General features: G+C 66.0%; 20 protein-coding genes. All 20 read left to right on the forward strand.

All coding sequences use genetic code 11. The annotated features are described in order from the left end of the window. Positions 1–3: 3 nt before the first annotated feature. Positions 4–189, forward strand: coding sequence for a type Z 30S ribosomal protein S14 (locus RIB98_15575; GenBank protein MEQ8842403.1), 186 nt, complete (start codon positions 4–6; stop codon positions 187–189). 15 nt (positions 190–204) lie between these two features. After that, entirely contained in the window at positions 205–609 is a 405-nt protein-coding gene (gene rpsH / locus RIB98_15580; protein MEQ8842404.1) for a 30S ribosomal protein S8, read from the forward strand. Between the two features lie 10 nt (positions 610–619). Next, complete coding sequence (gene rplF, locus RIB98_15585) at positions 620–1,159, forward strand: 50S ribosomal protein L6 (GenBank protein MEQ8842405.1); 540 nt, start codon at positions 620–622, stop codon at positions 1,157–1,159. 2 nt (positions 1,160–1,161) lie between these two features. Next, positions 1,162–1,527 (forward strand): 50S ribosomal protein L18, encoded by a 366-nt coding sequence (rplR, locus tag RIB98_15590; GenBank protein MEQ8842406.1) that lies wholly within the window; start codon positions 1,162–1,164, stop codon positions 1,525–1,527. Continuing rightward, positions 1,527–2,123, forward strand: a complete 597-nt coding sequence (gene rpsE, locus RIB98_15595; GenBank protein MEQ8842407.1) for a 30S ribosomal protein S5 — start codon at positions 1,527–1,529, stop codon at positions 2,121–2,123. Before rplR ends, rpsE begins: the two co-directional genes overlap by 1 nt. Then, positions 2,120–2,320 (forward strand): 50S ribosomal protein L30, encoded by a 201-nt coding sequence (gene rpmD, locus RIB98_15600; GenBank protein ID MEQ8842408.1) that lies wholly within the window; start codon positions 2,120–2,122, stop codon positions 2,318–2,320. The genes rpsE and rpmD overlap by 4 nt, the downstream gene beginning before the upstream one ends. Then, entirely contained in the window at positions 2,320–2,811 is a 492-nt protein-coding gene (rplO, locus tag RIB98_15605; GenBank protein ID MEQ8842409.1) for a 50S ribosomal protein L15, read from the forward strand. Before rpmD ends, rplO begins: the two co-directional genes overlap by 1 nt. Before the next feature lie 47 nt (positions 2,812–2,858). Next, entirely contained in the window at positions 2,859–4,163 is a 1,305-nt protein-coding gene (gene secY / locus RIB98_15610) for a preprotein translocase subunit SecY (protein MEQ8842410.1), read from the forward strand. 2 nt (positions 4,164–4,165) lie between these two features. After that, on the forward strand, positions 4,166–4,753 hold the full coding sequence (locus RIB98_15615; GenBank protein ID MEQ8842411.1) for an adenylate kinase: 588 nt from the start codon (positions 4,166–4,168) through the stop codon (positions 4,751–4,753). Positions 4,754–4,867: 114 nt separating this feature from the next. Then, complete coding sequence (gene infA, locus RIB98_15620; protein ID MEQ8842412.1) at positions 4,868–5,092, forward strand: translation initiation factor IF-1; 225 nt, start codon at positions 4,868–4,870, stop codon at positions 5,090–5,092. Between the two features lie 6 nt (positions 5,093–5,098). Beyond that, a complete protein-coding gene (gene rpmJ / locus RIB98_15625) occupies positions 5,099–5,212 on the forward strand; it encodes a 50S ribosomal protein L36 (protein MEQ8842413.1) in 114 nt (37 codons plus the stop codon). 1 nt (position 5,213) lies between these two features. Further along, positions 5,214–5,591, forward strand: a complete 378-nt coding sequence (gene rpsM / locus RIB98_15630) for a 30S ribosomal protein S13 (protein ID MEQ8842414.1) — start codon at positions 5,214–5,216, stop codon at positions 5,589–5,591. Next, entirely contained in the window at positions 5,591–5,989 is a 399-nt protein-coding gene (gene rpsK, locus RIB98_15635; GenBank protein MEQ8842415.1) for a 30S ribosomal protein S11, read from the forward strand. The genes rpsM and rpsK overlap by 1 nt, the downstream gene beginning before the upstream one ends. 1 nt (position 5,990) lies before the next feature. After that, complete coding sequence (rpsD, locus tag RIB98_15640) at positions 5,991–6,605, forward strand: 30S ribosomal protein S4 (GenBank protein MEQ8842416.1); 615 nt, start codon at positions 5,991–5,993, stop codon at positions 6,603–6,605. Positions 6,606–6,617: 12 nt separating this feature from the next. Continuing rightward, complete coding sequence (locus RIB98_15645; GenBank protein MEQ8842417.1) at positions 6,618–7,556, forward strand: DNA-directed RNA polymerase subunit alpha; 939 nt, start codon at positions 6,618–6,620, stop codon at positions 7,554–7,556. Positions 7,557–7,571: 15 nt separating this feature from the next. Beyond that, entirely contained in the window at positions 7,572–7,925 is a 354-nt protein-coding gene (gene rplQ, locus RIB98_15650; GenBank protein MEQ8842418.1) for a 50S ribosomal protein L17, read from the forward strand. Positions 7,926–8,095: 170 nt separating this feature from the next. Beyond that, the gene (truA, locus tag RIB98_15655) at positions 8,096–8,878 is read left to right on the forward strand and encodes a tRNA pseudouridine(38-40) synthase TruA (GenBank protein MEQ8842419.1); all 783 of its coding nucleotides are present in this window, start codon (positions 8,096–8,098) and stop codon (positions 8,876–8,878) included. A gap of 98 nt (positions 8,879–8,976) precedes the next feature. Next, complete coding sequence (gene rplM, locus RIB98_15660) at positions 8,977–9,432, forward strand: 50S ribosomal protein L13 (protein MEQ8842420.1); 456 nt, start codon at positions 8,977–8,979, stop codon at positions 9,430–9,432. A 14-nt stretch (positions 9,433–9,446) separates the two neighbouring features. Further along, positions 9,447–9,839, forward strand: a complete 393-nt coding sequence (gene rpsI / locus RIB98_15665) for a 30S ribosomal protein S9 (GenBank protein MEQ8842421.1) — start codon at positions 9,447–9,449, stop codon at positions 9,837–9,839. A 67-nt stretch (positions 9,840–9,906) separates the two neighbouring features. Next, positions 9,907–11,229, forward strand: coding sequence for a phosphoglucosamine mutase (gene glmM, locus RIB98_15670; protein ID MEQ8842422.1), 1,323 nt, complete (start codon positions 9,907–9,909; stop codon positions 11,227–11,229). The last annotated feature ends 33 nt before the right edge of the window (positions 11,230–11,262 follow it).

An 11,262-nucleotide genomic window follows, 5' to 3' on the forward strand; every position in this document is an offset into this window, starting at 1 on the left:
CCCATGGCGAAGAAAGCACTCCGCGAAAAGCAGCAACGCACCCCGAAGTTCAAGGTGCGTGCCTACACCCGGTGCCGCCGTTGTGGCCGGCCCCGTTCGGTGTACCGCAAGTTCGGCCTGTGCCGAGTCTGCTTGCGAGAGATGGCACACGCGGGCGAATTGCCCGGTGTGAAGAAGGCCAGTTGGTAGGGAGGTGACACCGCGATGACAATGACAGATCCCATCTCCGACATGCTCACTCGTATTCGCAACGCCAACGTGGCGATGCACGACGACGTCCGCATGCCATCCTCGAAGCAGAAGCTCGCCCTGGCGGGCCTGCTCCAGAGCGAGGGCTACATCGCCGGCTTCTCCGAAGCCGACAACGGTGACAAGCCGGGAAAGACACTGACCATCGAGATGAAGTACTCGCCTGAGCGAGCACGTGTCATCTCCGGTCTCACCCGTGTCTCGAAGCCCGGTCTGCGCATCTATCGCAAGCGTGACGAGATCCCCCGCGTGCAGGGTGGACTCGGCGTGGCGGTGGTGTCGACCAACAAGGGCCTGATGTCCGACCGAGAAGCGAGGAAGAACCGCATGGGCGGCGAAATCCTCTGCTTCGTGTGGTGAGGGAGCCGACATGAGTCGAGTTGGTAGCAACCCCATCATCATCCCGAGCGGTGTCGAGGTCTCGATCAGTGGCGCCGACGTCACGGTCAAGGGCACGAAGGGCACCCTCGAGCAGCGGCTGCCCGGCGGTATCTCGGTGCACGAGGAAGAGGGCAACCTCATCGTCGAGCGCCCCGACGACACCGGCGCCAGCAAGTCGTACCACGGCCTCTGCCGCACCCTGATCCAGAACATGATCATCGGTGTCACCGAAGGCTTCACCAAGGAACTCCAGATCCAGGGCGTTGGCTATCGTGCCACCGCCAAGGGCTCCAACGCCCTCGAGCTCGCGCTCGGTTTCAGCCATCCCGTCAACATCGAGGCCCCCGAGGGCATCGAGTTCGACGTGCCCGTCCAGACGCAGATCTTCGTCAAGGGGATCGACAAGCAGCTGGTCGGTCAGGTGGCCGCCGACATCCGCAAGTGGCGCAAGCCGGAGCCCTACAAGGGCAAGGGAATCCGCTACGTGGACGAGCGTGTGATTCGCAAGGCCGGAAAGGCGGCCAAGTAGACATGGCTTACACCGCGAAGAAGCGCCGCAGCGACCGCATGCGTCGCCACTATCGGATCCGCAAGACGATGCGGGGCACCGCCCAGCGTCCGCGCCTTGCCGTGTTCCGTTCCAACAAGCACATCTCCGCGCAGGTGATCGACGACCTCACGGGCGTCACCCTCGCCGCGGCATCCACCACCGAGAAGGCGCTGCGCGCCGACAACAACGGCAACGCCGAAGCAGCCGGCAAGTGCGGTGCGCTCCTCGCGGAGCGGGCCAAGGCGGCCGGCGTCGACACGGTGGTATTCGATCGTGGTGGGTTCCGCTACCACGGCCGGGTTGCGGCGCTTGCCGACGCAGCCCGTGAGGGAGGACTGAAGTTCTGATGGCATACGAACGTAGAGAACGTGAGCCGAATCCCCGCGATGGTGGCGAGGGCCTGCGCGAGTCGCGGGTCATCAACATCAACCGCGTCGCCAAGGTCGTCAAGGGCGGTCGCCGTTTCTCGTTCACCGCACTCGTGGTGATCGGTGACGGCGCCGGCAAGGTCGGCCTCGGCTACGGCAAGGCCAAGGAAGTGCCGCTGGCCATCCAGAAGGGCACCGAAGAAGCGCGTCGCAACCTGTTCTCGGTCGCGATGGCCGGTTCGACCATCGTCCACGAGACCATCGGCGAGATGGGTGCGGGACGCGTCATGCTGAAGCCCGCCGCTCCCGGTACCGGCGTGATCGCCGGTGGCGCCGCCCGTGCCATCCTCGAAGAGGCCGGTATCGCCGACGTGCTGTGCAAGTCGCTGGGCTCGGCCAACCACATCAACGTGGCTCGTGCGACGATCAACGGCCTCATGGGTCTGCGTCGTCCCGACGAGATCGCTCGTCTTCGTGGCCTCGAGCCCGACGAGTTCCTGCCGGCAGGTCTCTGGGCCGCCTACCAGGAGAGCGAGCGCGGTCCGGTTGCTCCGGCCGCCACCGAGGTGTCGTGATGGCGAACATCAAGGTCACTCAGATCCGTTCGTCGATCGGCATCAAGCCGAAGCAGCGCGGCACGCTACGGGCCCTCGGGTTGCGCGGCATCGGCAAGCACAACACATTCGAGGACCGGGCCGAGATCCGGGGCATGATCGCCCGGGTTCCCCATCTGGTCCGTGTCGAGGAAGACACAGAAGAGGTCGACTCATGATCAAGCTTCACGATCTCCAGCCCTCCGAGGGCTCGAACAAGCGCGGCAAGCGCAAGGCTCGCGGCATCGGCGGCAAGGGTGGCAAGACGGCCGGCCGTGGCACCAAGGGCCAGCGCGCCCGCAACACCGTGCCGATCGGTTTCGAGGGTGGCCAGATGCCGCTCCTGCAACGCATTCCGAAGTTGCGCGGCTTCACCAACCCGTTCCGGGTCGAGTACCAGGGCATCAACCTCGACACGCTCGAGGAGACCGGCATGACCGACGTCTCGCCCGAGACGTTGCTCGAGCGCGGACTCATCGGCAAGGGGTCGCTCGTCAAGATCCTCGGTCGGGGCGAGGTCACCACGGCGCTCACGGTGAAGGCCCACGCCTTCTCCAAGTCGGCCGAGGAAGCCATCACCGCCGCGGGGGGTAGTGTCGAAACGCTGCCGCTTCCGTGGGGCGATCGTCGTCCTCCGCACGGCAGCTTCAACCAACACACCAATCGCTGATTTCCCCATCGGGGAGGGAGAGAGCCGTGCTGTCGCGGGTATTGAACATGTTCCGGGTCGCCGACCTGCGGAACAAGATCATCTTCACCCTGGCCATGATCGGGTTGTACCGACTCGGGTCGTTCATTCCCGCGCCGGGTGTCGACATCGAGGCCGTCCAGGCCTTGCGCGATCAGGCCAACACCGGTGGCATTCTCGGGTACATCCAGCTCTTCTCGGGCGGCGCGCTCACCCAGTTCGCGATCTTCGCGCTGGGGATCATGCCCTACATCACCTCGTCGATCATCATGCAGATCCTCGGCGTGGTCATCCCGAAGATCGAGCAGTGGCAGCAGCAGGGGGCCGTCGGACAGCGCAAGATCACCCAGTGGACCCGCTACCTCACGGTGTCCATCGCGGTCGTGCAATCCACGTCGTTCGCCTTCCTGTTCCACAACGGCGGCCTGGTCGGCGACGTCGACCTGCTCCCGAAGTTCAGCGCCTGGACCGTGTTCGTCGTGGTCCTCACCCTCACCAGCGGTACGGCGCTGCTGATGTGGATGGGTGAGCTCATCACCCAGCGCGGCATCGGCAACGGCATGTCGCTGTTGATCTTCACCAGCGTCGTCTCGACGCTTCCGGCCCAGGGCACCCTCGTCCAGGCCGAGAACGGCACGCTCGCCCTTGTCGCTCTGATCGCCGTGGCCGTCATGCTCCTCGTCGCCATCGTCTACGTCGAGCAGGGTCAGCGCCGTATTCCGGTGCAGTTCGCCAAGCGAGTGGTGGGCCGCCGGATGTACGGCGGTCAGTCCACCTACATCCCCTTGAAGGTGAACCAGTCGGGCGTGATCCCGATCATCTTCGCCAGCTCCGTGCTGTACCTCCCCAACCTGATCGCCGTCGCCCTGCCCGACGAAGGTTGGGGCGGCAGTGTGCAGCGCTGGGTCGACAACAACCTCGCCAACCCGGCTGCGATCACCTATCTGGTGTTCTTCGGCCTGCTCATCATCGGCTTCGCGTACTTCTACACCGCCATCAGCTTCGATCCGGCCAAGCAGGCCGACACGATCCGCAAACAGGGTGGCTTCATCCCCGGCATTCGTCCCGGCCCGCAGACCGAGCGTTACCTCGCCCGTATCCTGAGCCGCATCACCTTCCCGGGTGCGTTGTTCATCGCCGGCGTTGCGCTGATTCCGTCGGTCTTGATCAACGTCACGCTCGGTGGGACCGATGCCTCCGGCGCGGGCGGCGGTGCGGGCGGGTTCGCCTTCGGCGGTATCTCCCTGCTCATCGCCGTGGGCGTGGCCCTGGAGACCATGAAGCAGATCGACAGCCAGCTGATGATGCGGAACTACGAAGGGTTCCTCAAGTAGTCATGACGGCTCCCGGCACACGCTCGATGCGCCTCGTGATTCTCGGCCGTCAGGGTTCGGGCAAGGGCACGCAGGCCGTTCGCATCGCGGACGAGTACGGCTGCATCCATGTCTCCACCGGTGACATGCTGCGCGCCGCGGTCGCCGCGGGTACCGAGCTCGGCAAGCAGGCCGAGGCGGTCATGAACAGCGGTGGGCTCGTCGGCGACGACATCATGAACGGCATCGTCGCCGAACGCCTCGGCGCCGACGACATCATGTCCCACGGCGTGCTGCTCGACGGCTTCCCCCGCACCGCGGACCAGGCCGACGCCCTCGAACGAATCTGTGCCGACCAGGGCGTTCCCCTCGATGTCGCCATCAATCTCGATGTCCCCGTGGAAGTCGTGACCGAACGCATGCTGGCCCGCCAGCGTGAGGACGACACGCCAGAAGCGATCGAACGCCGACTGTCGCTCTACGAGGAACAGACGGCACCGTTGCTCGACTGGTTCGGCTCCCGAGACCTCCTCGCGACGGTCGACGGTGTCGGATCCGAAGAAGAAGTCTTCGCCCGGCTCGCCGGTGTGATCGATCAGGCGCGGCAGTGATGCCGCGACGGGTTGGTCGCCTTCCGCGCGTCCGGTAGCGTAGTCCACTGGCCTGGGCCACCCAGGCCATTCCGCGTGCGAGCAACCAGCTCGCCGTTCTGAAGAGGTTTCCCCATCGCAAAGCCAAAGGAAGATGCGATCGTTCTCGAGGGGACGGTCACCGAGTCGCTCCCCAACGCCATGTTCCGCGTGGAGCTGGAGAACGGCCCAGAAGTGCTCGCACACATCAGCGGCAAGATGCGAATGCACTACATCCGCATTCTCCCCGGCGATCGCGTCCAAGTGGAACTCACCCCCTACGACCTCCAACGAGGCCGTATCACCTACAGGTACAAGTAGCTCTCAATGAAGGTTCGACCCAGCGTCAAGAAGATCTGTGACAAGTGCAAGGTGATTCGTCGCCATGGCAGCGTCATGGTGATCTGCGAAAACCCGCGTCACAAGCAGAGGCAAGGCTGAAATGGCACGCATTAGCGGCGTCGACATCCCCCGTGAAAAACAAGTGGGGATCTCGCTGACCTACATCTACGGCATCGGCCGCACCACCGCACTTCACGTGTGCGAGGCGACCGACATCGACAACACCACTCGCGTTCGCGACCTCACCGACGACGAGGTCGCGAAGATCCGCGGCTACATCGAATCCGACCTCAAGGTCGAGGGCGACCTGCGTCGCGAGGTCAGCCAGGACATCAAGCGCAAGATGGAGATCGGCTGCTACCAGGGTCTCCGCCACCGTCGCGGCCTGCCCGTTCGCGGCCAGCGGACCCATACCAACGCTCGTACCCGGAAGGGACCGAAGAAGACGGTCGCCGGGAAGAAGAAGGTGACGAAGTAATGGCAACTCCAGCCGCCGGCGGTCGTCGACCGCGCAAGCGTGAACGCAAGAACGTCACGCACGGAATCGCTCACATCAAGAGCTCGTTCAACAACACGATCATCGCGATCAGTGACCAGCAGGGCGACATCATCGCCTGGGCGTCGGCGGGCAACGTCGGCTTCAAGGGTTCGCGCAAGTCCACGCCGTTCGCCGCGCAGATGGCCGCCGAACAGGCTGCCCGTCGTGCAATGGAGCACGGCGTCCGCAAGGTCGACGTGCAGGTGAAGGGCCCCGGCTCCGGCCGAGAGACCGCCATCCGCTCGATTCAGAATGCCGGTATCGAAGTGACGGGCATCAAGGACGTCACCCCGATCCCGCACAACGGGTGTCGCCTCGTCAAGCGGCGGAGGGCCTGACATGTCTCGCTACACCGGACCCAAGGCGCGCGTCTCGCGTCGCCTCGGCACCAACATCTGGGGCACCAAGGGCGAGACCGTCGCGCTCGACAAGCGCCCGTACCCGCCCGGCGAGCACGGCCGTTCGCGTCGCCGTGGATCGGTGTCGGAATACCTCCTGCAGCTCCAGGAGAAGCAGAAGGCCCGCTTCACCTACGGACTCACGGAGCGTCAGTTCCGCAACCTCTTCGCCGAGGCCAGTCGCCGCCAGGGCGTCACCGGCGAGAACATGCTCCGCTTCCTCGAGCTCCGTCTCGACAACGTGGTGTACCGCGCCGGCTGGGGGGCCACTCGTCCCCAGTCGCGTCAGTTCGTCAACCACGGGCACATCAACGTGAACGGTCGCCGGGTAACAATTCCCAGCTACCGCGTCCGCAAGGACGACGTGATCGAGCTCCGCACCAAGGCGCGTGACTTCACCGTCGTCCAGTGGAACTCCGATGTGCTCGACCGCACGCCGCCGGCGTGGCTCGAAACCGGCGAAGACTTCCAAGTCACGGTGCGGGAACTCCCCATCCGTGAACAGATCGATATTCCCGTCCGCGAACAGCTCATCGTCGAGCTGTACTCGAAGTAGCCGAGGTTCACGATGCTCGTCATTCAGCGTCCCACCGTCGAAGCGATCGATGAAGCGGAAGGCAACCTTCAGCGGTTTGCCATCGGCCCACTCGAGCCCGGCTTCGGTCACACGATCGGTAACTCGATTCGACGCACCCTGTTGTCGTCGATTCCCGGCGCCGCGGTCACCCAGGTGCGTTTCGACGACGCCCTCCACGAGTTCGACACCATCACCGGTGTCGCGGAGGACGTCACCGACATCATCTTGAACCTCAAGGACCTCGTCCTTGCGGTGCACAGCGAGGAGCCCGTCACCCTGCGGCTCGACTCGCGTGGCCCGGCCGAGGTGACCGCCGCCGACATCCAACCCCACCCCGACGTCGAGGTGCTCAACGGCGAACTGCCGCTGGCCAACATCAACGCCAAGGGCCGCCTCGCCATCGACATCACGGTGCAGACCGGTCGTGGCTACGTGTCGGCGGACCGAAACAACACCAGCACCACCATCGGTGTGATCCCGGTCGACTCGATCTACTCGCCCGTCCGCCGGGTGTCGTTCGAGGTGCTGCCCACCCGTGTCGAGCAGTCCACCGACTTCGACCGCCTCGTGCTCGAGATCGAGACCGACGGTTCGATCACCCCGCGTGATGCGCTGGCCTCGGCCGGCGGCACCCTTCGGGCCCTCGTCCAGCTGGTCGAGGAGATGAGCGACGAACCCCAGGGCCTCGAGCTCGGGGAAGCCGTCCAGGTCGCCACCGGCGGCCCCGACATGGACCTGCCCATCGAAGATCTCGAGCTCTCCGAGCGTCCTCGCAACTGTCTCAAGCGAGCCCAGGTCAACACTGTGGGCGAGCTGCTGCTCAAGAGCGAAGACGACCTGTTGGCCATCACCAACTTCGGTCAGAAGAGCCTCGACGAGGTCATTGCCAAGCTCGACGAGCGCGGCCTCACCCTGCGCAATAGAGACTGAGAAACCGAGACTGACATGCCCGCACGACCACGCAAGAGCCGCAATTTCGGCGGCAGCGCCCAGCATCAGAAGCTGATGATGGCCAACCTCGTCGCCTCGTTGATCGCGGCCGAGGGGATCACCACCACCGAGGCGAAGGCGAAGGCCCTTCGTCCCATCGCCGAGAAGATGATCACCAAGGCACGCAAGGGCGGGGTCCACAACCATCGTCAGGTCGTGAAGTTCCTCGGTGACCGAGAGATGGCGTCGAAGCTGTTCGACGAGATCGGTCCCCGCTACGAGGATCGTCAGGGCGGCTACCTGCGCATCATCAAGCTCGACAATCGGTCCGGCGACAACGCCCCGATGGCCCGAATCGAGTTCGTCTGAAATTCCTGGCACCTCCGGGTGTCACCCATGCACGCTGATCGAACGCCCCGCCACTCGCGGGGCGTTCGCCGTCCCCGTCCCAAAGGTGTCAGACACCCGTCCCGCCCGCCCTGCGCCGGGACAGGTGTCTGACACCTTTGGGACGGGTGGGGGCGTATCCTCGGGGCTGAATGGTCGAGCGTCTTCCGCCACCTCCTCCCGACGGGTTCGTGCGGATCCGGATGCGGGTCGCCTACGACGGCCGGGGGTTCTCGGGATTCGCGAAGAACCCCGAGGCGAACACCATCGAGGCCGCGCTCGAGGCCGCGCTCACCGAGTCGCTGCGCCATCCCGTCAAGGTCAACTGCGCGGGGCGCACCGATCGGGGAGTACACGCCCGCGGTCAGGTGATCAGCCTCGACGCCGACGCGTCGCACTTCGACGCGCATGCCCTCGGTCGAGCCCTCAATCGCAAGCTCGGGCCCGAGATCGCCGTCGACGAGATAGAGACGGCGCCGCCCACCTTCGACGCGCGACTCAGCTGCACCGGGCGCCACTATCGCTACTCCGTGCTGAACCGCCGGGTCGGTGACCCCCTCCGTCGGCGCCACTGCTGGCACGTACCGTCGCCACTCGACGTCGAGGCGATGAACCTCGCCGCCGTGGATCTCATCGGGCTCCACGACTTCACCGCGTTCAGCAAGAGGAACAAGTCGCGCCCCGCCGAGGTGTTCCTGCGACGGGTCCATTCGGCCGAGTGGGTGCGCCACGAGGACACGGTTCGCTTCGACATCACCGCCAACGCCTACACCCACCAGATGGTGCGCAGCCTGGTCGGCATGTTCATCGCCATCGGCCTCGGGCGTCGGGCGGTCGGCGACATGGCCACCGTGCTGCAGGGGATGGATCGGTCGATCGCGCCGAGTCCGGCACCACCACACGGACTCGTCCTGTGGGACGCCCTCTACGAATGATCGCGATTCGCGCCCGTCGACGTTTGTCGTTGGGCGACGCTGCCCATAGCCTTGAACGGTCCTATCCGAATCGTCGGATTCCAGTCTCGGAGACAGTTGTGTCCACCACCTCAATCAAGGCCAGCGAGATCGAACGCTCGTGGCACGTCGTCGATGCTGAAGGCCTCGTCCTCGGCCGGCTCGCGACCGAAGTCGCCAACATCCTGCGCGGCAAGCACAAGGCGATCTACACGCCCAACCTCGACACCGGCGATCACGTGATCATCATCAACGCCGACAAGGTCGTGCTCACGGCCGGCAAGGCCGAGAAGAAGCTCGTCCATCGTCACTCCGGCTACCCGGGCGGACTCAAGAGCGAGACCTACGCCCAGAAGATGGCCCGCAAGCCCGAACAGGCCGTGCAGGACACCATCAAGGGCATGATCCCGAAGACCCGACTCGGCCGAGCCCAGATCAAGAAGCTCAAGGTCTACGCCGGTCCCACCCATCCGCACGCCGCGCAGAACCCCCAGCCGCTCGAGATCGCCCACGCCGTCGCGCGTCCCCGGGCCTGAAGAGGAACCTTTCGATGACTGCTCCCCTCACCCAAACCACTGGTCGCCGCAAGCGCGCTGTCGCTCGTGTGCGTCTGCGCCCCGGCACCGGTGTCGTCATGGTCAACGGCAAGCTTCTCGACGACTACTTCCCGTCGCGCACCCACCGTCAGAACGCCATTCAGCCGCTCGCCATCGTCGAGCTGAGCGAGGCCTACGACGTCGACGCGACGATCCACGGCGGCGGTACGACCGGCCAGGCCGGCGCGCTGCGTCTCGGTATCGCCCGTTCGCTGATCGCCCTCGACGAAGAACACCGGGCCCCGCTGCGTGCGGCCGGCTTCGTCACCCGCGACCCGCGCAAGAAGGAGTCCAAGAAGTACGGCCTCAAGAAGGCCCGCAAGGCTCCGCAGTACAGCAAGCGCTAGTCGGTTAGGTCGACGGTGCTGCCCGTGCAGTGCTTTCGGCGGCCGCCCGACGGCCGATGGAGACGCCGTGAGCCTTCGCTTCGGCACTGATGGCATCCGAGCGGACGCTCGCGATGCCCTGACCGCCCCGGTGGTGGCCGCCCTCGGGCGGGCCGGCGCCGAGGTCCTGGGCGCGGACGGCCTCGTCGTCGGCCGCGACACCAGAGCGTCGGGTCCCTCCCTCGCGGCTGCGCTGCATGCGGGCGTGCAGGCGGCGGGGGGAGGGTCCGTCGACCTCGGGATCGTGCCGACGCCGGCCGTTGCCCTCTGGTGTGCCCACGAGAACGTGGCCGGCGCGATGGTGTCGGCCAGTCACAACCCGTGGCACGACAACGGCATCAAGTTCTTCGCGCCCGGGGGCGCCAAGCTGGGCGACGTCGTCCAGGACCGGATCCAGACCCGTTTCGACGAGCTGCTGGCGAGCGCCGACACGCCGACCCACGCGGTCGGTGACGACCGCCATGCCGACGCGGTCGAGCGTCACGTGGCTGCGCTGGTCGCGAGCCTCGACGGCCGGACGTTGGGCGGCCTGCGCATCGTGGCCGACGCGGCCAACGGTGCCGCCTCCACCATCATCGCCGAGGTCTTCGGGCGGCTGGGCGCCGACGTGGTCGTGATCCACGCGTCGCCCGACGGCCACAACATCAACGACCACTGCGGCTCGACCCACCCCGAGAGCCTCTGTGCGGCGGTGCTGTCCGAGGGAGCTGATCTGGGTGTGGCGTTCGACGGCGACGCCGACCGACTGGTCGCCGTGGACGGCGGCGGCCGGATCGTCGACGGCGATCAGATCATCGCCATCTGCGCGCGGGACCGCCACGAGCGGGGGGTGCTCACCGGCGAGGCCGTGGTCGTCACCGTCATGACGAACCTGGGCTTTCGTCGATCGATGGCCGCCGCCGGCATCCACGTGATCGACACGAAGGTGGGCGATCGCCATGTGCTGGAGGCCCTCGACGCCGGTGGCTACAGCCTCGGCGGTGAGCAGTCCGGGCACATCATCTTCCGAGATCTGGCCCCGACCGGCGATGGCGTGTTGAGCGCCGTGCAACTGATCGATGTCGTCGCGCGGACCGCTCGGCCCCTCGGCGATCTCGCCTCGGCATCCATGACCCGCCTTCCGCAGGTCCTGCGAAATGTCAGGGTCGCCACGCGCCCGGACGACGTCGACTCGGTGCTGGCGCCCTTCGTCGAGGCCTCGATGGGCCGCATGGCCGGGCGGGGTCGGGTGCTGATTCGGCCGTCGGGGACCGAGCCCTTGATCCGCGTCATGGTCGAAGCCGAGACCGATGCCGAGGCCCAGATGGAAGCGGACGGGCTCGTTGCCGCGGTCGAGTCCCTCTTCGGGTGAGGGTCAACTGCGCCGACCCCGGACCTAAACTGG

Source organism: Acidimicrobiales bacterium (assembly GCA_040219515.1).
Taxonomy (GTDB): Bacteria; Actinomycetota; Acidimicrobiia; order Acidimicrobiales; family Aldehydirespiratoraceae; genus JAJRXC01.

What these genes read in the sequence shown, in the direction of transcription:
- rplQ (MEQ8842418.1), top strand. Translation starts at nt 7,572, where the DNA reads ATGCCCGCACGACCACGCAAGAGCCGCAATTTCGGCGGCAGCGCCCAG.
- RIB98_15575 (MEQ8842403.1), top strand. Translation starts at nt 4, where the DNA reads ATGGCGAAGAAAGCACTCCGCGAAAAGCAGCAACGCACCCCGAAGTTC.
- rpsE (MEQ8842407.1), top strand. Translation starts at nt 1,527, where the DNA reads ATGGCATACGAACGTAGAGAACGTGAGCCGAATCCCCGCGATGGTGGC.
- rpsH (MEQ8842404.1), top strand. Translation starts at nt 205, where the DNA reads ATGACAATGACAGATCCCATCTCCGACATGCTCACTCGTATTCGCAAC.
- rpsI (MEQ8842421.1), top strand. Translation starts at nt 9,447, where the DNA reads ATGACTGCTCCCCTCACCCAAACCACTGGTCGCCGCAAGCGCGCTGTC.
- rpsM (MEQ8842414.1), top strand. Translation starts at nt 5,214, where the DNA reads ATGGCACGCATTAGCGGCGTCGACATCCCCCGTGAAAAACAAGTGGGG.
- RIB98_15615 (MEQ8842411.1), top strand. Translation starts at nt 4,166, where the DNA reads ATGACGGCTCCCGGCACACGCTCGATGCGCCTCGTGATTCTCGGCCGT.
- rpmJ (MEQ8842413.1), top strand. Translation starts at nt 5,099, where the DNA reads ATGAAGGTTCGACCCAGCGTCAAGAAGATCTGTGACAAGTGCAAGGTG.
- rpsK (MEQ8842415.1), top strand. Translation starts at nt 5,591, where the DNA reads ATGGCAACTCCAGCCGCCGGCGGTCGTCGACCGCGCAAGCGTGAACGC.
- rpsD (MEQ8842416.1), top strand. Translation starts at nt 5,991, where the DNA reads ATGTCTCGCTACACCGGACCCAAGGCGCGCGTCTCGCGTCGCCTCGGC.
- rplR (MEQ8842406.1), top strand. Translation starts at nt 1,162, where the DNA reads ATGGCTTACACCGCGAAGAAGCGCCGCAGCGACCGCATGCGTCGCCAC.
- secY (MEQ8842410.1), top strand. Translation starts at nt 2,859, where the DNA reads ATGTTCCGGGTCGCCGACCTGCGGAACAAGATCATCTTCACCCTGGCC.
- RIB98_15645 (MEQ8842417.1), top strand. Translation starts at nt 6,618, where the DNA reads ATGCTCGTCATTCAGCGTCCCACCGTCGAAGCGATCGATGAAGCGGAA.
- truA (MEQ8842419.1), top strand. Translation starts at nt 8,096, where the DNA reads ATGGTCGAGCGTCTTCCGCCACCTCCTCCCGACGGGTTCGTGCGGATC.
- rplF (MEQ8842405.1), top strand. Translation starts at nt 620, where the DNA reads ATGAGTCGAGTTGGTAGCAACCCCATCATCATCCCGAGCGGTGTCGAG.